Raw genomic sequence first — 22,916 nt, 5'->3', positions numbered from 1 at the left:
CATGAACACACTCTTGCATCAAGTCGATCAATGGTTGCCTTTTGGGAAAACTGAACGCATCATTCTTGCAATCGTTCTGCTCGTCCATGCCTTGTTTTTTGTGAGCCTACAAATGGGCTTGCAACCCAAAACAGAAAGCAACTTAGATGAGTCGCGCGTCATGGCTAACTTGGTGAGCCCCGAGGCAGCCAAAGCCCCGCCAGCAGCGCAGACTCCGCCGCAACCAAAGCTAGAGCCAAGGCCTAAGACAGAGCAAAAGCCCGAACAGCCTAAAAAGGTAGTCGACGAAAAGTCGAATCAAGCCCCTACACCCCCAGCCCCCTCACCACCGCAGTCCAAAAGCGAATCTTCCTTGCCGAATGCCACAGTGGCGCCCTCTAATAGCTCAGGTCCCGCAGGAACGCCGATTCAGACTGACATCGGTAAACTGGTAGTCGTATACCAGCCCGATGCCGACGCCTACTACCCTTCGTTTTCTAAGCGTTCAGGGGAGCAAGGTGAAGTAGTGGTCAGGTTAATTATTAACGAAACCGGCGAAGTCGAGGATGTGGCTTTATTGCGCTCTAGCTCCTTTCCGCGTTTAGATCGGGCCGCTAGCGAAATCGGCCGACGTTATCGCTTCAAACCATTTTTAGTCAACGGCATTCCCAACCGAATTTCTACCAACCTCTTAATTAAATTTAACCTAAAGAACTGATCATCATGAATACACCATTTGGCTTAGCTAATCTGTGGCTTGAAGGCGACCTCATTACTCGCTTTGTTGCGCTTGCCCTGCTCCTTGCTTCGATCGCGACCTGGGTCATTCTGCTGAGCCGTTTTTGGGAGTTGCGCAATCTTCGCAAATTCAAACCGGAGCTTGATCAGTTTTGGCGCGCGACCTCCTTCGATCAAGGAATGCATTCCCTGACCAAGCATGCCAGCAATCCTTTTTTCCGGATTGCGCAAGCAGCCTTGGACGCCTCGACGCATCACCAAAGTCAATCCACCAATCACCGTGAACTCTTGCAGACCCTGAACTACTCGGAGTGGATGGCTCGCAGCCTCAAAAATAGTATTGATGCTGTTGCCGCCCACCTCCAAAAAGGCCTCACCTTTTTAGGATCAACAGGTGCAGTGGCGCCATTTATTGGTTTGTTTGGTACAGTTTGGGGCATCTATCATGCACTGATCGCTATTAGTAGCTCTAGCAGCGCGCAAATCGATCAGGTGGCAGGTCCCATTGGTGAGGCCCTCATCATGACTGCCCTAGGCTTAGCGGTAGCGATCCCTGCGGTGCTAGGTTTTAATGCACTTAACCGCGCCAATAAACTATTGGTGGCCGATCTCAATCGCTTTGGTAATGATCTGCTCGCTTATTTTGTGACTGGTGCCCGTGTGAAGTCAGGAGAATAAGCATGTCTTTTCATCTTGGTGATGACCAAAACGATAACGCCATCATGGCCGAAATTAACATGACACCGATGGTGGACGTCATGTTGGTACTCTTGATTATTTTCATTATTACTTTGCCCGTAATTCAGCAAGCTGTGAAAGTGGAATTACCCAAAGCCAACAGCATCCGCAATGAAGTAAAACCTGAATCCGTGCAGCTCTCGATTGATGCCAAGGGGCAAATCTTTTGGAATAGCGCCCCGATTGACTTAAAAACGTTTGATGGCTATGCAGAAAAAGCAGCGCAGAAAGAACCACAACCTGATATTAATCTGCGCGCTGATAAATCGGTGAAATACGAATACGTCGCCCAAGTATTGGCCGCTTCACGCCGTGCGGGTTTAACGAAGTTGGGATTTGTAACGGAGCCGGACAAGTAAGTAATTTTCTTGTCCTCCATCACCCAAATACCACTCCAGTCATCTGCAGGCGGGTGCGCCATCAAATGGTCGTTACGGCCAATGTACATTTGCGATAACTTGTCATTTGGGTTCGAGGAAATCGAAACTCTTAATACTGGTAGTCCTTTAGACTCCAAGGTAAGAACGTATTCGATTGGTGCCCGAGGCCGGAATCGAACCGGCACGACTGTTTTAAGTCGGCAGATTTTAAATCTGCTGTGTCTACCGATTTCACCACTCGGGCTCGCACTAGCAGTAAAGCTGCGCTATATAAATCAAGACAAGCAGAGTTTAGCATGGGCAGGTAGGCCTCTTCGAAAGGCGTCTAAAGCGCTAGGGTCTGAATGCACTGCCAAAACCACTAAACTATTCCTATGATGCCCTCGTTTCCTTTAATTAGCCTACGCAATACCCTGCGAACACTCCTTTGGCTAAGCATCTTTAGCGCTCTAATCTTGGTTTGCACGCTTGTCGCTTATATCTATTCTGCTCAAACTTCAATTTCCGGAAAGCGGATTATCAATAGCCTAGGGGACCCTGTACTCATTACGTTTGATGAGAGCCAAATTCCCCACATACAGGCTAAATCCTCAGCTGATGCGCTCTTCGCCTTAGGTTACCTCCATGCAAGTGAACGGTCTTGGCAAATGGAGATTAATCGCCGCTTAGCCAGTGGACGCCTTTCAGAAATTCTGGGAAAGGAGACGCTACCCATTGATCGTTATATGAGAACGCTTGGCATTAAACATGCGGCAGAAAAGCAATTTGATCGCTACCCATTAACCGCTAAGCGCCTGCTGCAAGCCTATGCCGATGGGGTCAATGCCGGTAATGCCCAGTTAGGTTGGGCGCTCCCCGTGGAATATTTCCTTACTGGCTCTAAACCCGGTCATTGGTCCGCAACCGATAGTGTCTCCTGGATGCTGATGATGGCCTTGAACTTGGGCGGCAATATGCACAAAGAGCTTGATCGCCTCGAGCTCTCCCAAACATTAAGTACCAAACAGATATGGGAGGTGCTGCCTCCTTACGATGCGGACGAGCCCGTCAGCAATGTGGACTTTGCCAAACTGTATCGCGATAACAAAGTATTTAACAGCAAAAACCAGGCGCTGATTCCGGCTGAAGAATTGGCTTTAAACGAAGTTCCTGGCGGTAAAGACGGCATTGGTTCGAATAACTGGGCTCTCAGCGGCAAGCTCACCGCCTCCGGAAAGCCCTTATTGGCAAATGATCCCCACCTCGGCTTATCGGCTCCAGCACTTTGGTATTTTGCCCACTTGGAGTCTCCCGAGCTCAACGTCATCGGAGCAACCCTGCCCGGTATACCCGCAGTGATTCTTGGAAGAACCGACCGGCTTGCTTGGTCCTTTACCAATACCAATCCAGATGTACAAGATTTATTTATTGAACAATTGGATCCGAAAAACCCGAGTCTTTACCGCGGTCCTAATGGCCCCCTTGCTTTTCAAGTGCGCCAAGAAATCATTGATATCAAGGGCGAGCCTCTTTTGCGTTTCTTGGTAAAAGAAACCCGCCATGGCCCAGTCATTTCTGATTCCTACGCCCGGGCCGGTCGCGCCATCGACACCCAACGTTTTGCGTTGGCGCTGCGCTGGGCAGCCTTGGATATTGAAAACCAATCGGTTGTTAGTTTGCTAGAAATGAATCAAGCCAAGAATTTAGACGCCTTTAAGTTGGCCTTAAATAAGAACTATGCGCCGATGCAAAATGTTGTCATGGCGGATGTCGATGGGAATATTGCGTATCGCGCAACTGGCGCTGTTCCGCGACGCACCTTACACCAAGGCCTTTATGGCGTGGCTCCTGCGCTAGGTTGGGACAAGCAATATGACTGGATCGGTTATGTGCCGCTCGATCAGTTGCCTAGCAGTAACAATCCCGAACAAGGTTGGCTTGCCACCGCCAATCAAAAAGTGGTCGCTGCCAATGACCCCAATCCCCTAACAAGTGACTGGGATATACCAGCTCGCTATAACCGCATTGTGCAACTGATTCAAGCACGGCCGACCCACGATTTGGCCTCCATGAAGACGATGCAGGCTGATACGCTTTCTTTAGGCTCAACCCCTTTACTCCCCCTCTTTCGCACCATTCAATCAAAACATCCTTTGGGAGCGCAAGCGCTGCAGATTAGTAATCATTTCGATGCCGATATGCAAGCAAATAGCGCTGCGGCGCTAATATTTAATGCGTGGGCCGACCAATTGACACGTAAATTATTTTCTCGGCTAGCTTATGTCTTTACTGAAACTTACGGGGCACGCAATTTCCGCTCTGCCCTTATTTTGCAATTACAAGACCCGCACAGCCCCTGGTGTGATGATCCTCGAACGCCAACCATCGAGTCTTGTGCCGATGCCTCAAATGACGCTTTTGATCGCGCCCTTGACCTTCTGAGTAAACAATTTGGCAGCGATCCAACAAAGTGGGCTTGGGGTAATGCGCACATGGCCATCTCGGAACATCATCCACTTGGCAAGATCAAGGTTCTGGGCGCAATGTTTAATCTAAAGCAGCCTTTTCCGGGCGATAGTTTTTCAGTGAATATTGGGCGCTTAGAACTGCTTCGGGCCGAGAACCCCTTTGAAACCAAGCAAGCCTCCAGCATGCGGGCTATTTACGATCTCTCGAATTTAGAGCAATCCCTATTCATTTACCAGGCGGGTCAATCCGGCTGGGTACAAAGCCAGTTCTACGGCAATATGGGCCCCCTATGGGCAAATAATCAGTATTTGCCATTGCAAATGAAGCCCGAAAAAATCACCCATCAACTTGAGCTCGCGACTAAAAAATAATGATGTCTAACGAAGCCAACCTATACCTTTCGAGTGCGATTAGAATTATCTTTATATTTAAGCATTCTGCCCTCCACACTAACTATTGAGTACCATGAAAAAATTAGCCTTTATCACTTTCACCGCAATCCTGACCGTCCTGCCAGTTGCTCATAGCTATGCTGCTTGGAAAGAGTTAGGCTCCAACCCATTGATGGTGGTGTACGTTGACTTGGACACGATAACAACTCAGGGTGAGAAAGCCCGTATTTTGTCAATGCTAGATCTCAAAAAACCCGGCACCAATCCAAAGAATAAAGAAGCTGTCAATTCTATTGTTGGCATTAATGAGTACAACTGCCCCGCCATCAGCTATCGCCCAATCGAATTTAAAGAATTTGCAGGCAATAAAGGTACTGGCAAGGTTGTAAGCGATAACAAGTCCCCCAATAGCGAATTCGAACCCGTAGTCAATGAATCATGGGCGGCTGGGGTCTTCAACGTTGTCTGTTCACGGTAATCAATCTACCTGTTTGCCCTCGATACCCATGCATTTACTTGGGAATCGATTTAATCTCCACCCTCGAATCAGCGCCCAAACACTCTCTGTTGCCACCTACCTAGTAGCGTGCGGCATTGTCTCAGGGTGTGCCGCACCCCTCGTTGCTCTAGGTAGCAGTAGCACAGCAGTCGCCAGTTCCGCTGGTACTGCAGCAGGCACTGCAGCGGTTGCGAATCCCGTGTTTACCGCTGGTCTTGCCTCTTCTGTTACTACTGGCAAGTCGCCCTTAGAGCATGCAACCTCAGCCCTTACCAAAAAAGAGTGCCATTTTTTTAATGTCCTGGAATCCAAACCAATTTGCATAGAGGTTCCAGCCCCAACCATCATCGACCGCAGTGAGTTGTATCTCGGACCTGCTGATAAAAAGTCAACTGCCGCCAACGATTGAGCAATAGCTGGGCGCACGCTAAAATAGCCTTTATGAACCCAGAAAATTACTACCTCACCCTCACCTGCCCTAATCGGCCCGGCATCATTGCCGCAGTCTCCACCTACATTTTCGAGAATGGCGGCGACATTGATGAGGCGCAACAGTTTGACGATAAAGCCTCTAAGCAATTTTTTATGCGCGTCAGCTTTACTTGCGCAGCAGATGCTCAAAGCCTTAAGGCTGGCTTTAACGCGATTGCTGAGCGCTTTCATTTGACTTGGGATTTGCGCGCCGTGAAAGACCTCAAGCGCATTCTGATCATGGCATCGAAGCTGGATCATTGCTTGGTTGATTTACTTTATCGCTGGCGTATCGGTGAATTACCGATGGTCATTTGCGGCATCGTCTCCAACCATCCACGCGAGGTTTACCCCAACATTGATTTTGGGGATATCCCTTTTTACCACTTGCCCGTCACTGCCGAGACCAAACCAGCTCAGGAAGCCAAGCTATTGGACATCGTTGCGCAAGAAAAAGTGGATATGGTCATTCTGGCGCGCTATATGCAAATTCTGTCCGATAATTTGTCAACCCAACTATCCGGTCGCTGCATTAATGTGCACCACTCCTTCTTACCTAGCTTCAAAGGCGCCAAGCCCTATCATCAGGCGCATGCTCGGGGCATTAAATTGATTGGCGCAACCGCACACTTTGTCACGAGTGATTTGGATGAAGGTCCCATCATTGAGCAAGACGTGACTCGGGTGACCCATGGCGATACGCCTGATGACTTGGTACGCAAAGGCCGCGACTTAGAGCGGACAGTATTGTCTCGCGCCCTACGTTATTACCTGCATGATCGGGTTTTAATTAACGGCGCAACCTCAGTTGTCTTCTCAGACTAAGGTCTAACGCCAGGCGTCTCCAGGGGCATGCCCCTGGCTCGCCACATCAGATAAAGCTCAAGCTGTGCCATTTCCAGTGAGCCGTATTCAAACTGTTGAGCGCGCACGCCACTCATGCAGTTACGTAAGCGCCTTTGCAACGATCCTAGGTTTTGCCATTCAATACGGTAAATGGGATAGGCTGTGGGATGCCCTTGTGGAATGAAACTACCGCCCAACTTAAGGCCAGCACGCTCCTGATGACATTGGGCGCACGATAAATTCAGCTGCCCCATTTTGGTATTAAAGAATTCCTGACCTTGCTGTAAATCGCCTTTATTTTGCGGGGTTTGTTTTATGGCAATGGGCAAGCCCTTCGATTGGCTTGCCACAAACACCGTTAATGCCAAGAGCTCTTTACTTTCATAAGCTAAGGGGCTGGCTTGCTGTTGGCCGACACGACATTGATTTATTTGACCTTCCAAAGTCTGCAACTTGCCGTGGATAATTTTCGGAAAATGTGTCGCTACGCCGCGCATTTTTTCTCCCGAATCTCCATGACAAGATGCACAAGCGACTTGTTTCTGCCCTGCTTTTTCTTGCCAAAGACTGCGCCCGTCCATCACCCAAAATAAGGCGGGATTGAGACTGGGATCATCTTGCATCGCCTTATTTTCTGGAGTCATTAAGGCATAACTTGATTGACGGCTAGCCACCGCTTGATCTGCGCCAAAAGTCATTGGGCTAACCAACGCCAAACTCAGGCCAAGCCAATACATCAAAGGGGATTTCATGTCACGGTGATGGCGGATTGGTTAACTGCCTCATAGCCATTGTCACCCAGCCATTGCACATCGATTACGCCCGAGCTTGTGGCGCGAATAGTAAAAATAATTAAGGGGTTTGCTCCCATACCCGGATGCAGTTCCATCCTAAACACTTCTGCACCGTTGTAGCGGCAATTAAAGGTACGCAAAATATCACGAGGTATTAATTTTCCAGTCTCACTGTATCGAAAGCCTGTTTCCATATCATGCTGCGCAATCGCTCGAATTTCAATGACGCTGCCTTTTTTTGCTTGCGCAGGCACGGTTAATGTTGTGCGTGAAGTTTTACTCATATCATCTCCGTGCAAGCGGACAGTGTCACCAAAGTATCGGCGTAAGTACGCCAGAAACTACCATCGCTCATTTGCGCAATCGCCCAAACACGCTGGGAATCTGCCAGCCGCACTCGGGTTGTGAGATTGGCTGTTCCAGATAGCGGTGTGAAATACGCACTAAAGATATTCGGCAGTGGATTGCCTTCGGCGATTACATGCACAGCCTTGACGTAATCTGTCGGAGTCATGGGGCTCTCAATACTCAACTTTAAAACAACTAAATTACCACTCTCGACTAGGGGCGGAATCATTAAGGTCACACGTCCGTCATTCACAGTGTTTGAGCCAACCAAGGCTTGAATCGCTTGCATTGCCTCAGGTTTTTTAGCGATGGCTTGTAGCGGCCTAAGCCAGGCACTGATGCCCAGCGCTCCCAAAGCGGAAAGGCAGAGACGGCGACCAAATACCCTCTCAGTAATTTTGAATGTATTGTGCGACATAGGAAGTACTTTCTTTTTCATGGTGCCGTAGTAGTGATTACGGCGGCGCTGGAATTGGTCTGGTTCATAGTCAACAGAAAAGCGATCACATCTTCAATCTCTTGGGCGCTTAAGATAGGCTTTCCAGAAAACTTTGCGGCAACCCGTGTTAAACCTTCGGTACGGTAAAACGAGGGCATGATGGTGTCTGGATGAAAGTGCTTGGGATCCACTAGTCGCGCCCGGAGTTGCCCCGCGCTCAGACTCCCTACACTCACTCCTAATTCGGGGGCCAAGTTACCCTGAAAGCGCTCCTCTGGAAAGGGGCCGTTATGGCACAAGAGGCAAAGCCCCTGCTGTCGATTGACAATAATGGCGCGCCCGCGCAGGGGATCACCCGCAGAATGAGAAAGGGATTCCGCAATGGAATCCCCAACGACTGTTTGGGCAGACACGGCACTCACATGAACTAGGAGGATGGCGAGCAAAACTGCCGCCAGTCCACTCCCTAGCCTCATGAGTACCATTGCCGCACAGTTCTAGACGAGCTTAATACCACTGTTTTTCAATGGCACATCGCGTAAACGCTTGCCTGTTGCCCGATAGAAAGCATTGAGTACCGCCGGTGCTGCTACCGCAATCGTGGGTTCACCAACACCGCCCCACTCCTTGCCACCACCTTGAATAATGATCGTTTCTACTTTAGGCATCTGATACAAGCGAATGGAGTTAAAAGTGTCGAAGTTCTGTTGTACAACTGCACCTTTTTCGATCGTAATTTCTTCCTCGAACAGAGCCGACAATCCATAGACAAATGAGCCGGCAACTTGGCGCTCAATTTGCGCAGGGTTGACTGCATAACCTGGATCGGTGGCCGCTACGATCCGCAGAATCTTGACGTCGGTACCATTCGTCACTGAAATCTCGCATGCCGCTGCTACTGGGCTTCCATAGGAGTTCATTTGAGCCAAGCCGCGATAAACACCTGGTGCAGCTGGCTTTGTCCAACCAATGCCATCGGCAACCGCATTAAGCACATTCAATGCCCGTGGGAATTTTTGCATATGCTGACGGCGGAACTCCACAGCATCCATGCCAGTAGCTTCTGCTAGCTCGTCCATAAAGGTTTCTAGGAAGATAGCATTTTGGTTAACGTTTACGCCACGCCAAAATCCTGGGGGCACAGAGGTATTGCGCATGGCATGCACAATATTCAGGTTGGGGAAGCTATAGCTAATGCTGTGCTCTCCACCTGCATCCAAGCCTTGAAAGACCGCGGGGTCTTTGCCCTTATTTGACGCCACTACCGCGGGGCGCACTGTCGCTAGAATCGATTGGCCAGATAAGTGCATGTTCAGGCCGGTAACCTGCTTCTTCGCGTCAATCGATGCGGTCATTTTGCACATCATTACTGGGTGATAGTGATCATGCGTCATATCTTCTTCACGCGTCCAGATTAGCTTAATCGGCGTACCAGGCATTTGCTTCGCAACCAACACTGACTGGGTTACAAAGTCCTGAAACGCACCGCGACGTCCAAATCCACCGCCTAAATTTACCTTGTACACATTGCATTTATCAGCGGGTAAGCCAGATGCAGCAATCGCGGCCGCATAAGATGCTTCTCCGTCTTGGGTAGGCGCCCACACTTCGCACATCTCTGGAGTCCATTTCGCAGTTGCATTTTGGGGCTCTAAAGTAGCGTGGCTTAAGAATGGGTAAAAGTAAGTAGCCTCAACCGTCTTGGAGGCGCCTGCTAGGGCTGCTTCAATATCCCCATTGGCATTACCAACAAACACATCTTTAGCAGTCAGACCTTCTACCAAAGTCTTTTTAATCGTGGCGCTCGATACATTAGCATTTGCACCCTCATCCCACGTAATGTTTACCTGCTCCATTGCGGTCTTTGCATGCCAGAAGGTGTCAGCGATGGTTGCTACCGCCGTGTCTCCAACTTGTACTACCTTCTTTACACCCTTCATGCTCAACGCCTTGGTGGCATCAAAGCTTTTCACTTTTCCACCGAACACAGGGCATTGACGAATATTCGCCACCAACATCCCAGGCATGGTTAAGTCGATTGCGTAGATTTGTTTACCAGTCACTTTGTCCGCTACGCCATCAATACGATTGACAGGCTTTCCAATCAGCGTCCAGTCCTTAGGATCCTTCAGAGGAACATCAGTTGGCACAGCCAGTTGAGAGGCGGCTACCGAGACCTTACCGAAAGTCGTCTTGCGTCCAGATGGTGTGTGGGTAATGACGCTGTTTAGTGCGATACATTCTGCGGCAGGCACACCCCACTGCGTCGCTGCAGCTTGAATGAGCATCATGCGGGCTGCTGCACCGCCTTTGCGCACATATTGCTCGGAGGTACGAATACCACGGCTGCCACCGGTAGAGTAGCTACCCCAAGCTTGCTTGCGCTTTAAGCTTTCGGCTGGCGAAGGATATTCATAGGAGACTTTTTTCCAGTCGCACTGGAGTTCTTCGGCTACCATCTGCGCCAAACCAGTAATAGTGCCTTGACCCATTTCGGAGCGGACGATGCGCACGACAACGTCATCATTGGGCTTGACTACCACCCAGACACCAATTTCTGGAGTAGCTAGTGGAGCCATTGAAGTGGTGCCGGTGCCCATAGCGGCATGAGCCTCAGCCATAACGCCAAAATCGAAACCGATTGCCAAACCAGCTGCAATGGTGCTTGAACCAATAATAAATTGGCGGCGGGAAGTATTCGTAGTGATAGCAGTAGTCATCAATGTCCCCTTAGGCTTTGCTAACAGCATGAACTGCTGCACGCACTTGTTGGAAAGTACCGCAACGGCAAATATTGGTTACCGCTTCATCAATTTGCTTATCGCTTGGTTTTGGTGTGGTGCGCAGTAAGGCGGTAGTGGCCATGACTAGGCCAGACTGGCAGTAGCCGCACTGGGGCACCTGATTATCCACCCACGCTTTTTGCACTTTAGAGAGTTGACCATTCTTTTCTAAACTCTCAATGGTTTCGATCTTGATGCCCTGAGCCGCGCTCACGGGTACCGAACAACTGCGTAGCGCTGCGCCATTAAAAAGGACTGTACATGCGCCACATTGACCTACGCCACAACCATATTTAGTCCCAGTAAGACCCACTTGTTCGCGAATCACCCACAACAATGGGGTGTCAGGCTCAACGTCTACTTGGTATTGCTTGCCGTTGATATTCAACTTAATCATGCGTGGTCTCCTAGAGATAAATGGGGTAGAGCTTGATGAAATTTAAAAAGTGATTGATTAGGTATTGACCTAACTCTAATGACCTTAATGTTAACAAGTTTATCTTACGAGGAGTTCAATCAATCTGCATATATTGCGCCGCAACAAAGAAGGGAGCAGTAAGATCAACATATGATCTGGGGCCTAGTACAAATTCTGTTATTCCAAAGCATAGGCGAGCTGGCCTCTAAATTTATCTTCCCCACTTTGCCCGGCCCAGTCATTGGGCTAGTGCTACTAATCGCATGGCTGGTAATACGTAAAGGGGTCAACGCGGATTTAGCGATGATCGCCGATGGCTTTAGTCAATATTTTGGTTTGCTGTTTGTACCTGCAGCAGTCGGCGTGGTGCTGTTCTTGCCCGAACTCAAAGCAAATGCCTTAGCGATTATTTGCGCACTCCTCGTCAGCATTGTTCTCACGATCGCCACCAGCGCCTTGGTAGTGCGCTACCTGAGCCCTAAATCGCAGAGCAAACCTCAGGCTGAGGAGTTACCTTGAAAGAGCAGCACTCGATTGTGGAGATCTGGGTCTATCTCTCGGGTAGCCCACTCTTTGCGCTGTTCATCACCCTAGCGGCCTATCAAATCGGCCTGTGGATTTATAAATCCACCAAGCAAAACCCCTTAGCAAACCCAGTAGCGATTGCTATTCTGATAGTAGCGAGCTTAATACAGGGGATCGAGATGCCCTACTCCACCTACTTTGAAGGCGCGCAATTTATTCACTTCCTATTAGGGTCCGCCACGGTTTCTTTGGCGATTCCGATTTATCGTGGCCTACACAGCCTTAAGGGTCGGTCTTTACCGCTCTTGGCCTCGCTCATTGCTGGAGGGGGCATATCTATCTTGAGTGCAGCTTCCATCGCCAAATTATTGGGTGCCAACCCCAGCATTATTGGCGCAATGTATCCCAAGTCCGTAACTGCGCCAATCGCCATGGGAATTGCAGAACGCATTGGTGTCTCGCCTACATTGACTGCGATCTTTGCAGTCATTACCGGCATCCTCGGCGCCATCTTAGCGCCTTTCATACTGAATGCTCTAGGCATGAAAGAGTGGTGGCAACGCGGCTTTGCGATTGGCATTGGCGCTCATGGCATTGGCACTTCACGTGCCTTTAGCATCCACCATGAGGCAGGCACGTATGCCAGCTTAGCCATGGGCATGAATGGTGTGATTAGTGCTGTGGCTATACCAATTCTGTATCACCTGTTTAATTAATTCAATCGTTTAAATGCACGGCAGCTGAGCGTGTTTTCATCATGGCCACCAAAATCTCATCTAGCTTCCTTTATAAGCGCTTTTGCAATACCATCGTAAGCATTAACCCTAGGAATTTTCAGTGAAACCATTTAATAAGCCCCTTTCTTTTAGTCTCAACCTGGGTTTAGCCCTGAGCCTTGCCATTGGCTTAGTTGGCTCTGTTTTGGGTGCGCCTGATCAAGACTGGCCTAAGAAACCGATTGTCGCCGTGGTGGCATTCCCTGCTGGTGGCTCCACCGACTCTTTTGCTCGAGCCATTGCTGCCCCGCTGGGTGAGGCTTTAGGGCAATCCGTCATTATTGAAAATAAGCCTGGTGCTGGTGGCATGATCGGTCTGTCTGCAGTGGCCAGAGCCGCGCCTGATGGCTACACCATCCATATCAGCGGCTTAACCAACCAAGCCATCGCCTCTGCACTCTTTACCAATGCGCCCACTGACCTGAGAACTAATTTTGTCCCAGTCGCTTTAATTGGCACTGTTCCGCATCTGATTGTGATCAACCCTTCTGTACCTGCTAAGAATCTGCCAGAGCTAATCGCCTTTATTAAATCCAAAAATGGGCAGTTTAACTATGCCTCACAGGGCAACGGCAGCCTATCCCATCTTGAAGCTGAATTATTTATGCAGCGCATTGGCGCTAAGGGCACCCACATTCCCTACAAAGGCAGTAGCTTTGCTTTACCTGACTTGATAGCCGGCAACACGCTCATGATGTTTGACAGCGTTACCGCTTCATTGCCCCATATTCAAAGCGGGAAATTACGCCCGATTGCGATTGCTGCGACAGAGCGCAGCCCCCTCTTGCCTAATGTACCTACGATGGGCCAAGACGGCATGAAACAATTTGACGTAGAAAACTATTACGCGGTATATGCACCCAAGGGAACCTCACCGATCATCGTTGCCAAGCTTGAGAAAGAGATTCGTAAAATATTAACCAATCCAGATTTCAAGGCACGTATGGCCAATCAAGGAATCCAGCCGCAATTTGCCAATTCTGAAAAGCTTGGTCAGCTCACCACCGCCGAATTTAGCAAATGGGAAAAAATAGTGAAGTCAGCTAATATTAAAATTGACTAAGTTGTTAGCGCATTGATTTTCTTCCAGCCAATCACGAATATAAAAATATCATGATCATTTCCCCGCCTTTTGGTGGCGGCCGCGCCCCAGTTCTCGCCCGCAATGCAGTTGCTAGCTCACAACCCTTGGCTACCCAAGCAGGTATTGAAGCATTGCAAAATGGAGGCAATGCAGTAGATGCCGCCTTAGCAACTGCGATCACTTTGACCGTTGTTGAGCCCACCATGAATGGCATCGGTGGCGATGGCTTTGCCTTGATTTGGGATGGGCAGCAATTACACGGTCTGAATGCTTCCGGACGCGCACCAGCGGCATGGACACCAGAATATTTTGCTGGCAAGACAGTGATGGATCCCATTGGCTGGAATACGGTCACGGTGCCCGGCATGATTTCTGGGTGGGTTGAACTTTCCCAAAAATTCGGTAAGCTGCCATTTGCTCAATTATTTAAACGTGCAATCGATTACGCCACCAATGGCTTTCCGGTCTCACCGGTGATTGCACGCCAATGGCGTGAAGCGATTCCTATTCTCAAAGCACAACCTGGCTTTGCATCCTCTTTTCTGATAGATGGCAAAGCGCCTACTGCCGGTCAAATTTGGCGCTATCCTGAACAAGCCAAAACCTTACAAGCCATTGCGGATTCTCATGGCGCTAGTTTTTACACAGGTGAACTTGCAAAAAGCATGGTCACTTTTGCAGAGCAAACGGGTGGTTGCTTTACTTTGGCTGACTTTGCAAATCACAAAGCCGAATGGGTCAAGCCTTTAGCGTTTGATTATGGTGAATTTACCCTTCATGAAATCCCACCCAATGGCTCAGGTATTGCGGCGCAAATGGCGCTCGGTATTTTGCAAGCAGCCAATGTTAAACAGTACCCCGCCAATTCTGCTGGGCGTATTCATTTGCAGGTAGAAGCGATGCGCATGGCTTTTGCTGATGCCTATGCCTATGTTTCTGAATGCAGCACGATGAACACCACTATTAGCGAGCTATTGGATCGAAACTACTTAGCAAGTCGCGCAGAGTTAATTAATCATCAGCAAGCTGGCTCTTATGGCCCTGGCGATCCCCATGCAGGTGGCACGGTTTATCTTTGCGCTGCTGATACCTCTGGCATGATGATTTCTTATATTCAATCGAACTTTAAAGGGTTTGGTTCGGGGGTTGTTGCACCTGGTGGCATTGCTTTTCATAATCGGGGGATGAGCTTCAATTTGGAAAGCGGCCATCCCAATCAAGTATCGCCTGGTAAGCGCCCCTTCCATACAATTCTGCCCGCCTTTTTAACTAAGGGAAATAAACCAACGATGGCATTTGGCGTCATGGGCGGCAACATGCAACCCCAAGGTCAAATTCAATTTGTCATGCGCTTTATCGATGAATATCTCAATCCCCAAGCATGTTCTGATGCACCACGCTGGCGTATTGATGATTTAGGAAAGTTGACTGTGGAAGCCTCAATGCCAACGGCCACCGTTGACGAATTGAGAGCGATGGGGCATGAGGTCACCGTGATGCCAGTTAATAGCCTAGATTTTGGCAGCGCTCAAGCGATCGCACTACTGGGCGAGGATATTACAAGCGCTTATATTGCAGGCAGCGATCATCGTCGCGATGGCTTAGCTGCCGGGTTTTAAAATATCACTGCACAATACCGACATACCGACATACCGACAGTTTTTGAATGAACTCTAAGGTCTAGCCAATGGCTTGCTGAAACTCGGCATAGGCCCTATTAAGACCCTCTGCTAAGCCAACTTGGGCATTCCAGCCCAAGCGATTTAACCTCCCAGAGTCCATCCACTTACGCGGTGAACCATCGGGTTTACTTGGGTCAAAACTGATTTTTCCTTGATACCCCACGGCATCACTAACTGCCTTTGCTAACTCCGCAATTGTGACATCACTACCAAAGCCGACATTAATATGGCTTTGCATAGGCTGCGTGTGTTGATCGTAAATTGCCTTATCCAGATTCATCACAAAGACTGATGCTGCCGCCATATCGTCAACGAATAGAAACTCACGCCTAGGGGTACCCGTTCCCCAAATCACCACTTCAGGCGCATTTGCCAGCTTCGCCTCATGAAAGCGTCGAATCAGCGCCGGAATCACATGGCTATTTTCGGGATGGTAGTTATCACCAGGGCCATAGAGATTGGTGGGCATGACTGAGCGGTAATCAATCCCATGTGTCTCACCATATTGACGGTTGTAACTTTCACACATCTTAATGCCGGCGATCTTGGCAATGGCATAGGGTTCGTTGGTTGGTTCTAACTGCCCAGTTAGCAAAGCCTCTTCAGCCATAGGCTGAGGAGCTAGCTTGGGATAAATGCAACTAGATCCTAAGAACAGCAGTTTTTTAACGCCATGAACAAATGCCTGATGAATGACATTGTTTTGCACCATCAAGTTTTGATAAATAAATTCTGCTGGAAAAGTATTATTCGCATGAATACCACCCACTTTGGCTGCCGCTAGGTACACCTCATCCAACTTCTCTTGCGCAAAAAATTTCTGCACCGCTGCCTGGTCAGTCAAGTCCAGCTCAGCGTGTGTTCTAGTGACAATATTGGTAAAGCCTTTGGCCTGAAGATTGCGCTCAATACTAGAACCCACCATCCCACGATGTCCGGCTATGTATATTTTTTTTTGCAATGGAGAATCTAAATCAGCGGTCACTCAGTAGTTCTTTTCTTTTTAGTAGTTTTGGACAATAGATTTATTCAACAGAAACGGAGACGACGTATCCATTTTGTTTTAACAAGGCCACTTGCTTAGCCTCACTATGGTCATTCGAAACCATTTCTTCAATCATCTGATCCAAGGTAATCTCAGGCACCCAGCCAAGCTTTTCTTTCGCCTTAGTGGGGTCACCTAGAAGCGTCTCTACTTCCGTAGGACGATAGTAACGGGGGTCGATTTGGACAATCACGTCACCCACTGTTAATGCAGGCGCTTTATCACCTTCAATACTTGCCACAATCGCTTTTTCGTTCTCGGCAGTGCCTTCAAACCGAAGGGTGATACCCAATTGTTTGGCGCTACGGATAATAAATTCACGGACAGTAAATTGCACGCCTGTGGCAATGACAAAATCATCTGGCTGATCTTGCTGGAGCATGAGCCACTGCATGCGTACATAGTCTTTGGCATGACCCCAATCACGCAAGGCGTCGATATTGCCCATAAACAGGCACTTTTCTAAACCAAGGGCAATATTAGCTAATCCACGAGTGACCTTACGCGTCACAAAAGTCTCACCACGGCGCTTTGACTCATGGTTAAAGAGAATGCCATTACAGGCATACATACCATAGGCTTCACGGTAATTTACCGTAATCCAGTAGGCATACATCTTGGCCACTGCGTAAGGACTACGCGGATAAAAGGGGGTGGTTTCTTTTTGAGGTATTTCTTGGACCTGACCGTAGAGCTCTGAAGTCGAGGCCTGATAAAAACGGGTCTTTTGCTCTAGACCCAAAATACGGATGGCTTCGAGCATTCTTAATGGTCCAAGCGCATCTACGTCTGCGGTGTACTCGGGGGATTCAAACGAGACGGCCACGTGGGACTGAGCTCCCAAGTTATAAATTTCATCGGGTTGGGTTTGCTGAATGATGCGCACCAAATTACTCGTGTCAGTTAAATCGCCGTAGTGCAAAATTAAATCTGGATGCGGTGTATGCGGATCTTCGTAAATATGATCAATACGGCTAGTGTTAAAAGAAGAGGCACGGCGCTTAATGCCATGCACGATGTAGCCTTTTTCCAAGAGGAACTCCGCCAGATAGGAGCCATCTTGGCCGGTAATACCGGTAATCAGGGCGACTTTTTGTGTCTTGGTCATGGCTTTACTCTTCTTAACTAATGGGTCAACAATGTTGAAAAAATGAATTAAATGTTTGGGTAATTAACTGCGACCATAGGTATCTTCAAAACGGACAATATCATCTTCACCCAAATAGCTGCCCGATTGCACTTCAATAATTTCTAATGGTAAGACGCCTGGATTGGCCAATCGGTGAGTTTGCCCCAAAGGAATATAGGTGCTTTGATTTTCTGACAGAAGAATCACTTGATCGCCATTAGTAATTTCGGCCACCCCCTTAACCACAATCCAATGCTCGGCGCGATGGTGGTGCATTTGTAAAGAAAGACTGGCACCCGGTTTTACCTGAATACGCTTCACTTTAAAACGCTCGCCCTCATCCACACTATCGTACCAACCCCAAGGGCGAGCAACCTTGCGATGCAAGTTCTTCTCTTCGCGTTGCTGAGCCTCTAATTGATTGACGATATGTTTAACGTCTTGACTACTAGAGCGATGCGCCACCATTACGGCATCGGCAGTCTCAACCACGATGAGGTCATCAACTCCAACCACGCTCACTAAACGGCTGGTGGCATGAATCAAGGAATTATTCGTATTTGCCAGCAGGACATCCCCTGTCGTGACATTACCTTGGCCGTCCTGCTTACCCACTTGCCACACCGCGTCCCATGCACCCAAATCATTCCAGCCCGCATCCAGTTCCAACATTTTCACGGTGTATTGACTGCCTGGGCATTTCTCAATCACGGCGTAGTCAATCGACTCACTCGGGATTGTTTGAAAAACAGCCTTATCGGGCCTAACAAAAGCGGTGCTACCACTTTGATCTACTGTTTTGCCGACCCAGGCCGTTTCAGTAGCGCCAAAAATATCAGCGCGAAACTCTTTTAAAGCAGACAACCAAGTGCTGGCACGCATCACAAACATGCCGCTATTCCACAAATAACTGCCATCCGCTAGATAGCTTTGTGCTGTAGCAACATTCGGTTTTTCAACAAATGTTTCAACGGTGTATTCATGATGGGCGCCTGCAGTACCGGTGCGCTTAATATAGCCGTAACCTGTTTCTGGTGAAGTCGGAGTAATACCCAAAATGGCAATCGTGCACTTACTCTGATCCGCATCCACTATCGCCACACAATCTCGCAATGCTTGCGTGAATGCTGCAGTGTTTTTTACCGTCTGATCCGCGGGAGTAATAACCAAAATCGGATCCGCAAAGCCGTCACCAACGCCCTCTTTTGCCTCTAGCGCTGCTAATGTCAGCGCGGGCGCAGTGTTGCGGCCCACCGGCTCCAATAGCAAGGTTGCCTCAATTCCTGTGAGTTCACGCAGTTGATCGAGCGCCAAAAACCGATGATCCTCATTGGTCACAATGAAGGTCGAGCCTAAATGAATATCGGGGCTGGCAATTGAATTGATACGCGTAATTGCCTGTTGAAACAGGCTTTGACTTGAATCATCGCCCGATAACACCAAAAATTGCTTAGGAAAGCCAGATCTTGAGAGAGGCCAAAGGCGCGTACCCGATCCACCACAAAGAATGACTGGAATAACTGGGGTTGTGCTCAAAGGCTTATCCATAAGGTTGGTTTAATGATAAATCATACAAGAATTTAGCTGAAATTTAGCTCAATCAGATCCAGTACAGTCGATCCTCAGTCGATCCTCAGTCACTCTTCAGCCCCCTCTAGCCCAAGAAATGCACTGCCAATGGTCAATTTTTTAGCTAGGTAAGCAAGTCATATAAAAGCGCTTGACCTCTAGATCGCAACTCACATCCCGCGGTGAAATGGGTCGCTCCAAAGTAATGCCTTCGATTGAGGTGCAACGACTCAAGGCTACATAGACTTGCCCTGAAGCAAATGCCCCCGAAGAAAGATCCACCTTGATCTTATCTAAGGTTTTTCCTTGGCTTTTATGAATTGTTACTGCCCAAGCAAGCATCAGCGGGATTTGCTCAAAAGTGCCAACGATGCTCGGTGAAATCCTGCCAGACATCATGTCATGGTCATAGCGGTAAGACTCCCACTGGTGCCCTTTTACTTCCACTGTGTTGGAGTACGCGCCGTTTTGCACCATCACCTTAACGGTATTGGGTAATAGCTCACGCACAATACCAATCGTGCCATTTACCCACCGCTTGGGAAAATTACTATCCGTTGCCGTAAACATCACCTTGGCGCCCACCTTCAGGCTGAGCTGATTCGGTGAAGGTAAATTGCGCTCATCAATGTTGAACTTACCCGTAGTCTTCCCTGCATACACTGTGGCGGCCGTTGTGAGCGCTCTTAAGCCTGCCCCATTAATTTGATCAGCCCTGGCATTCGTAGTCGTGAGAGTAATAGTTTGCTCATCAAGCGCTTCATTGGCTCGAAAGCATTGCGCATTGAGGGTATCTAGCGCCTCATCAATATCCTGATTAACGCGGATGCGATTCAGTAATGCCGCGAAGTGCACATCTTTTTGGCGGAAGATCTTGGAAAGCTCCACCATCGTGACGTCTTTACGGTGCAATGCCATGGCACAAAAGAAATAAGGGCCTTCGTAACCACGCTCAGAAAGGACTTGCATATCACCACCGGAAACCACTGGCGGCAGCTGAAACAAATCACCCACAAACATCACTTGAATACCGCCAAAAGGCTGCCCTTTTTGAGGCCCGTTCTCACGCAAGAATAAGTCCATGGCATCGACCAAATCAGCCCGCACCATAGAGATCTCATCTATGACAAGCAAGCGAATATCTTTATAAAGACGCTTATCTTTTAACGGCTTAATGTCCTCTTCAGGAAAGATCAGGCGCGGTGGCAGACGAAAGAAAGAATGAATGGTCACACCCTTCACCTGCAGTGCGGCAACCCCTGTGGGGGCTACTACCACAACATTACCCACAATATGCTCTCGTAGATAAGTAATCAGCGTGGTCTTACCTGTACCGGCTTTACCACTGACAAAAATATAAGGGTCATGACGCTCTATAGCGTCAATGACAGCCTGATATTCAGGGGTGATTTCAATTTCGCTAGCTGTAGAGTGGGTTAATTCAGTCATGAGCAGCAAACTATACCTTGAGTGATGCTATCTCAGGGGAATTGACGCTAAGACGAATCAAGCCTTCTTCTTAAAAAAGAACTGCAGAATTTTCTTAGCCAAGCCCTTACTTTGCTCACGCAAATCATCCTTACCAGCATTGCTCGCCGCTGATGCCGAATGAGCCTGTCGTTTGGCAAGCAAATCAGAGATGTCATTAATCAACCTCGGATTGGATTCCAAAATGGGGGCAATATTGTCCTTCTTAATCTCAACCAAGACCGTATCTGTCTTAGCAAAAACATCGGCTGATCTTGGGGCACCAGTCAGTAATGACATCTCCCCTACACAATCTCCAGGCCATAAAGTTGCGACGGTGATCATTTGCTCATTTTTATCGGGAATCTTGACTTCAAGTGAGCCTTCAGAGACCAAGAACATGCTATCCGCTTGCTCACCATGCTCAATCAACTGTTCACCTTTAAAGCAGCTGAGGACCGTAGCCGTTTCAGATAAGCGCATCGCCTCTTCATGACTCAAGACTTTGAGGATGCTGTACTCGTAAGTTTCATAAAGGCGGTTGGAGGTTTTGGATAAATGCTTATCTAGGGTCTGAATTTCCATTGAGCTACCAGTGTTGATACCTGCGGCAGTCAAGAAGCGCAGTACTACCCTCATTACCATTGAATCAGAATCGAGCACTTCCAAGCTTGGTATGCACTCATATAATATTTTGTAGGTGACTGCACCCCCGCCAATTTTTGCGACGCCACAAAAAAAGGTATGCACAAAATCTTTATTCTGTGCTTGCAGTGCCAATTGATGGGAATGCATTATGCGCAAAGCCGCACAACCCCGATACACAAGGTTATCTTTAAGTATAAAGGATCATTTTTGGCTTCGCATTTACAGAGAATTTCACTTATTCAACGTAATGTAGTGCCTGACTACTTTTTAAGCCGAGTAGCTCAAAAAAGGGGTTGTTTGTTGGATCTACTAAAGGTGAATAACAAAAAAACTTCCCAGGGGAAGCTTTAATGACATCTATTGATGGGGCGAACGACGGGGCTCGAACCCGCGACAACCAGAATCACAATCTGGGACTCTACCAACTGAGCTACGTCCGCCATAGTAGAGTCAAGATTATAGCTTTTACGCCAAATTACTGTCAAAAAACGCTATTCTCACTCCATAGCGCCCACTATTCATCTGACGGCAACTCAAAGCCAGCCCAATCCCCTAGGGTCAAACTCGCATCTAAAAAGAAATCCGCGATAGCAGCTCGACTTTGGACTTTGGCCAAAGCATGGTGATCCGATAACCGTTGACGCCAATAACGAGAGCCTGCGCGACCGTGGGCTAAACCCAAAATATGCCGAGTGAAGGCGCCAATATAGAACGGCTTGCTTTTAAGCTGGCACTCTGCAAACCAAGCCTGTACTTGCTTGACCAAGGCAATTTGCACGCGATGCCATTCATTCTCGCTAAACAAGTAACCTGCCGCTTCACCATTGGAGGATAGCAACTCATCCCATCCCAACAACATGGCCGGAAAGTGATATGCCGCCCTACCCACCATGAAGCCATCGAAATCATCCCAATGCGCAGCCATCTGCTCATTGTTCTCTAGGCCGCCGTTTAGTAACACCTGCAAATGAGGGAAGTGCTTTTGCGCATCTAAGCGCAGTTGCGCAGCCACTTCATAACGCAATGGGGGCTTGGTACGATTTTCTTTAGGAGATAAGCCTTTTAAGACAGCATTCCGTGCATGGATAGTGACTTGGCTGGCACCAGCATCGGCCACAGCCAAAATGAAATCTAGGGCAAATTGGTAATCTTCTTTGGAGTTGGCGGCATCCATGTGATCCAAACCCAATCGATGCTTGACGGATATCGGAATATCGACCGCGTGTTTCATGGCCTTAACGCAATCGGCTACCAATTGCGGCTCGGCCATGAGGCAGGCACCAAAGGCACCTCGTTGCACTCGCTCTGAAGGGCAACCGCAGTTCAAATCAATTTCGTTGTAGGCCCATTGCTGTGCCAATGTAGCCGCTTTGGCCAAGTCACTCGGCTCACTGCCGCCCAACTGGAGCACAACTGGATGTTGATCTTGCGAGTAATCCAAATGGCGCGGTACATCGCCATGTAATAGCGCCCCTGTAGTTACCATCTCTGAATACAGCACCGCATCCTTGGATAAGGTGCGATGAAAAGAGCGGCAATGGCGGTCTGTCCACTCCATCATCGGTGCAACGGCGAGCCTCTTTTTCTCAAAGCTTGACTGGCTGAGCTTTACAGGGTTGTCGTTTTGTACAGTTTCAGTCATTTTTGGGTAAAACTGTACAGAAATTGTACAGAATTTATATGGGTTATGTATCCACTCTAGGGTGGATTTGTTCAGG

23 protein-coding genes and 2 tRNA genes are annotated in these 22,916 nt (G+C 48.6%); 11 read left to right on the top strand and 14 right to left on the bottom strand.

The features are described 5' to 3' along the window. Nucleotide 1 precedes the first annotated feature (1 nt). From CP950_RS08615 to CP950_RS08605, 3 genes are read left to right on the top strand one after another with little or no spacing between them, the layout of a single operon-like run. Complete coding sequence (locus CP950_RS08615; protein ID WP_096674366.1) at nucleotides 2-697, top strand: energy transducer TonB; 696 nt, start codon at nucleotides 2-4, stop codon at nucleotides 695-697. 5 nt (nucleotides 698-702) lie between these two features. Next, a complete protein-coding gene (locus CP950_RS08610; RefSeq protein WP_096674364.1) occupies nucleotides 703-1,395 on the top strand; it encodes a MotA/TolQ/ExbB proton channel family protein in 693 nt (230 codons plus the stop codon). Nucleotides 1,396-1,397: 2 nt separating this feature from the next. Further along, nucleotides 1,398-1,814 (top strand): ExbD/TolR family protein, encoded by a 417-nt coding sequence (locus tag CP950_RS08605; RefSeq protein ID WP_096674362.1) that lies wholly within the window; start codon nucleotides 1,398-1,400, stop codon nucleotides 1,812-1,814. 176 nt (nucleotides 1,815-1,990) lie between these two features. On the opposite strand, the gene CP950_RS08600 is transcribed toward CP950_RS08605, so the two are convergent. Beyond that, a tRNA-Leu gene (locus CP950_RS08600) sits at nucleotides 1,991-2,079 on the bottom strand. Between the two features lie 130 nt (nucleotides 2,080-2,209). On the opposite strand from CP950_RS08600, the gene CP950_RS08595 reads away from it, so the two are divergent. The 4 genes from CP950_RS08595 to purU all read left to right on the top strand — a co-directional run bounded on the left by CP950_RS08595 (nucleotide 2,210) and on the right by purU (nucleotide 6,470). Continuing rightward, nucleotides 2,210-4,654, top strand: a complete 2,445-nt coding sequence (locus tag CP950_RS08595; RefSeq protein WP_096674360.1) for a penicillin acylase family protein — start codon at nucleotides 2,210-2,212, stop codon at nucleotides 4,652-4,654. A 94-nt stretch (nucleotides 4,655-4,748) separates the two neighbouring features. Next, the gene (locus CP950_RS08590) at nucleotides 4,749-5,153 is read left to right on the top strand and encodes a surface-adhesin E family protein (protein ID WP_096674358.1); all 405 of its coding nucleotides are present in this window, start codon (nucleotides 4,749-4,751) and stop codon (nucleotides 5,151-5,153) included. A 28-nt stretch (nucleotides 5,154-5,181) separates the two neighbouring features. Next, nucleotides 5,182-5,583, top strand: a complete 402-nt coding sequence (locus CP950_RS08585; RefSeq protein ID WP_096674356.1) for a hypothetical protein — start codon at nucleotides 5,182-5,184, stop codon at nucleotides 5,581-5,583. Between the two features lie 32 nt (nucleotides 5,584-5,615). Further along, nucleotides 5,616-6,470, top strand: a complete 855-nt coding sequence (gene purU, locus CP950_RS08580) for a formyltetrahydrofolate deformylase (protein WP_096674353.1) — start codon at nucleotides 5,616-5,618, stop codon at nucleotides 6,468-6,470. Here purU and soxA read toward each other — a convergent pair. Genes soxA through CP950_RS08550 form a run of 6 tightly spaced genes read right to left on the bottom strand, consistent with a single transcriptional unit; the run spans nucleotide 6,467 to nucleotide 11,252 of the window. Further along, the gene (soxA, locus tag CP950_RS08575) at nucleotides 6,467-7,243 is read right to left on the bottom strand and encodes a sulfur oxidation c-type cytochrome SoxA (RefSeq protein WP_207760248.1); all 777 of its coding nucleotides are present in this window, start codon (nucleotides 7,241-7,243) and stop codon (nucleotides 6,467-6,469) included. The two genes, purU and soxA, sit on opposite strands and share 4 nt — an antisense overlap. Continuing rightward, the gene (locus tag CP950_RS08570; RefSeq protein ID WP_096674351.1) at nucleotides 7,240-7,569 is read right to left on the bottom strand and encodes a thiosulfate oxidation carrier complex protein SoxZ; all 330 of its coding nucleotides are present in this window, start codon (nucleotides 7,567-7,569) and stop codon (nucleotides 7,240-7,242) included. Before CP950_RS08570 ends, soxA begins: the two co-directional genes overlap by 4 nt. Next, nucleotides 7,566-8,072 carry a SoxY-related AACIE arm protein gene (locus CP950_RS08565; protein ID WP_243391965.1) on the bottom strand — a complete coding sequence of 169 codons (507 nt, stop codon included), beginning with the start codon at nucleotides 8,070-8,072 and terminating at the stop codon, nucleotides 7,566-7,568. The genes CP950_RS08570 and CP950_RS08565 overlap by 4 nt, the downstream gene beginning before the upstream one ends. Beyond that, nucleotides 8,069-8,557: a sulfur oxidation c-type cytochrome SoxX gene (gene soxX, locus CP950_RS08560; protein WP_243391964.1), complete on the bottom strand. Its 489-nt coding sequence runs from the start codon at nucleotides 8,555-8,557 to the stop codon at nucleotides 8,069-8,071. The genes CP950_RS08565 and soxX overlap by 4 nt, the downstream gene beginning before the upstream one ends. Nucleotides 8,558-8,569: 12 nt before the next feature. Then, entirely contained in the window at nucleotides 8,570-10,792 is a 2,223-nt protein-coding gene (locus CP950_RS08555) for a xanthine dehydrogenase family protein molybdopterin-binding subunit (RefSeq protein ID WP_096674348.1), read from the bottom strand. A 10-nt stretch (nucleotides 10,793-10,802) separates the two neighbouring features. Next, nucleotides 10,803-11,252: a (2Fe-2S)-binding protein gene (locus tag CP950_RS08550; RefSeq protein WP_096674346.1), complete on the bottom strand. Its 450-nt coding sequence runs from the start codon at nucleotides 11,250-11,252 to the stop codon at nucleotides 10,803-10,805. Nucleotides 11,253-11,423: 171 nt separating this feature from the next. Between CP950_RS08550 and CP950_RS08545 the strand changes: the two genes are divergently transcribed. The 4 genes from CP950_RS08545 to CP950_RS08530 all read left to right on the top strand — a co-directional run bounded on the left by CP950_RS08545 (nucleotide 11,424) and on the right by CP950_RS08530 (nucleotide 15,277). Then, nucleotides 11,424-11,792 (top strand): CidA/LrgA family protein, encoded by a 369-nt coding sequence (locus CP950_RS08545; protein WP_096674344.1) that lies wholly within the window; start codon nucleotides 11,424-11,426, stop codon nucleotides 11,790-11,792. Beyond that, nucleotides 11,789-12,514, top strand: a complete 726-nt coding sequence (locus tag CP950_RS08540; RefSeq protein WP_096674342.1) for an LrgB family protein — start codon at nucleotides 11,789-11,791, stop codon at nucleotides 12,512-12,514. The genes CP950_RS08545 and CP950_RS08540 overlap by 4 nt, the downstream gene beginning before the upstream one ends. Nucleotides 12,515-12,635: 121 nt before the next feature. Further along, entirely contained in the window at nucleotides 12,636-13,637 is a 1,002-nt protein-coding gene (locus CP950_RS08535) for a Bug family tripartite tricarboxylate transporter substrate binding protein (RefSeq protein WP_243391963.1), read from the top strand. Nucleotides 13,638-13,687: 50 nt separating this feature from the next. After that, on the top strand, nucleotides 13,688-15,277 hold the full coding sequence (locus CP950_RS08530; RefSeq protein WP_096674340.1) for a gamma-glutamyltransferase family protein: 1,590 nt from the start codon (nucleotides 13,688-13,690) through the stop codon (nucleotides 15,275-15,277). 61 nt (nucleotides 15,278-15,338) lie between these two features. On the opposite strand, the gene fcl is transcribed toward CP950_RS08530, so the two are convergent. From fcl to dusA, 7 genes are all read right to left on the bottom strand, one after another. Next, entirely contained in the window at nucleotides 15,339-16,325 is a 987-nt protein-coding gene (gene fcl, locus CP950_RS08525; protein ID WP_272867613.1) for a GDP-L-fucose synthase, read from the bottom strand. 40 nt (nucleotides 16,326-16,365) lie between these two features. Next, nucleotides 16,366-17,493 carry a GDP-mannose 4,6-dehydratase gene (gene gmd / locus CP950_RS08520; RefSeq protein WP_096674338.1) on the bottom strand — a complete coding sequence of 376 codons (1,128 nt, stop codon included), beginning with the start codon at nucleotides 17,491-17,493 and terminating at the stop codon, nucleotides 16,366-16,368. Between the two features lie 63 nt (nucleotides 17,494-17,556). After that, nucleotides 17,557-19,050: a mannose-1-phosphate guanylyltransferase/mannose-6-phosphate isomerase gene (locus CP950_RS08515; protein WP_243391962.1), complete on the bottom strand. Its 1,494-nt coding sequence runs from the start codon at nucleotides 19,048-19,050 to the stop codon at nucleotides 17,557-17,559. Between the two features lie 153 nt (nucleotides 19,051-19,203). Continuing rightward, entirely contained in the window at nucleotides 19,204-20,532 is a 1,329-nt protein-coding gene (locus tag CP950_RS08510; RefSeq protein ID WP_096674334.1) for an ATP-dependent DNA helicase, read from the bottom strand. A 57-nt stretch (nucleotides 20,533-20,589) separates the two neighbouring features. Continuing rightward, nucleotides 20,590-21,345, bottom strand: a complete 756-nt coding sequence (locus CP950_RS08505) for a cyclic nucleotide-binding domain-containing protein (protein WP_096674332.1) — start codon at nucleotides 21,343-21,345, stop codon at nucleotides 20,590-20,592. A gap of 217 nt (nucleotides 21,346-21,562) precedes the next feature. Continuing rightward, nucleotides 21,563-21,638: transfer RNA gene (locus tag CP950_RS08500), tRNA-His, on the bottom strand. Between the two features lie 74 nt (nucleotides 21,639-21,712). Next, nucleotides 21,713-22,840 carry a tRNA dihydrouridine(20/20a) synthase DusA gene (gene dusA, locus CP950_RS08495; RefSeq protein WP_096674330.1) on the bottom strand — a complete coding sequence of 376 codons (1,128 nt, stop codon included), beginning with the start codon at nucleotides 22,838-22,840 and terminating at the stop codon, nucleotides 21,713-21,715. Between the last annotated feature and the right edge of the window lie 76 nt (nucleotides 22,841-22,916).

Source organism: Polynucleobacter meluiroseus (assembly GCF_900205755.1).
Lineage (GTDB): Bacteria > Pseudomonadota > Gammaproteobacteria > Burkholderiales > Burkholderiaceae > Polynucleobacter > Polynucleobacter meluiroseus.
The sequence above is the reverse complement of the archived record's forward strand: the minus strand, read 5'-3'. Positions and strand labels throughout refer to the sequence as shown.

Coding starts and splice junctions, on each gene's coding strand:
- CP950_RS08615 (WP_096674366.1), top strand. CDS start 2: ATGAACACACTCTTGCATCAAGTCGATCAATGGTTGCCTTTTGGGAAA.
- CP950_RS08610 (WP_096674364.1), top strand. CDS start 703: ATGAATACACCATTTGGCTTAGCTAATCTGTGGCTTGAAGGCGACCTC.
- CP950_RS08605 (WP_096674362.1), top strand. CDS start 1,398: ATGTCTTTTCATCTTGGTGATGACCAAAACGATAACGCCATCATGGCC.
- CP950_RS08595 (WP_096674360.1), top strand. CDS start 2,210: ATGATGCCCTCGTTTCCTTTAATTAGCCTACGCAATACCCTGCGAACA.
- CP950_RS08590 (WP_096674358.1), top strand. CDS start 4,749: ATGAAAAAATTAGCCTTTATCACTTTCACCGCAATCCTGACCGTCCTG.
- CP950_RS08585 (WP_096674356.1), top strand. CDS start 5,182: ATGCATTTACTTGGGAATCGATTTAATCTCCACCCTCGAATCAGCGCC.
- purU (WP_096674353.1), top strand. CDS start 5,616: ATGAACCCAGAAAATTACTACCTCACCCTCACCTGCCCTAATCGGCCC.
- soxA (WP_207760248.1), bottom strand. CDS start 7,243: ATGAAATCCCCTTTGATGTATTGGCTTGGCCTGAGTTTGGCGTTGGTT.
- CP950_RS08570 (WP_096674351.1), bottom strand. CDS start 7,569: ATGAGTAAAACTTCACGCACAACATTAACCGTGCCTGCGCAAGCAAAA.
- CP950_RS08565 (WP_243391965.1), bottom strand. CDS start 8,072: ATGAAAAAGAAAGTACTTCCTATGTCGCACAATACATTCAAAATTACT.
- soxX (WP_243391964.1), bottom strand. CDS start 8,557: ATGGTACTCATGAGGCTAGGGAGTGGACTGGCGGCAGTTTTGCTCGCC.
- CP950_RS08555 (WP_096674348.1), bottom strand. CDS start 10,792: ATGACTACTGCTATCACTACGAATACTTCCCGCCGCCAATTTATTATT.
- CP950_RS08550 (WP_096674346.1), bottom strand. CDS start 11,252: ATGATTAAGTTGAATATCAACGGCAAGCAATACCAAGTAGACGTTGAG.
- CP950_RS08545 (WP_096674344.1), top strand. CDS start 11,424: ATGATCTGGGGCCTAGTACAAATTCTGTTATTCCAAAGCATAGGCGAG.
- CP950_RS08530 (WP_096674340.1), top strand. CDS start 13,688: ATGATCATTTCCCCGCCTTTTGGTGGCGGCCGCGCCCCAGTTCTCGCC.
- gmd (WP_096674338.1), bottom strand. CDS start 17,493: ATGACCAAGACACAAAAAGTCGCCCTGATTACCGGTATTACCGGCCAA.
- CP950_RS08510 (WP_096674334.1), bottom strand. CDS start 20,532: ATGACTGAATTAACCCACTCTACAGCTAGCGAAATTGAAATCACCCCT.
- CP950_RS08505 (WP_096674332.1), bottom strand. CDS start 21,345: ATGCATTCCCATCAATTGGCACTGCAAGCACAGAATAAAGATTTTGTG.
- dusA (WP_096674330.1), bottom strand. CDS start 22,840: ATGACTGAAACTGTACAAAACGACAACCCTGTAAAGCTCAGCCAGTCA.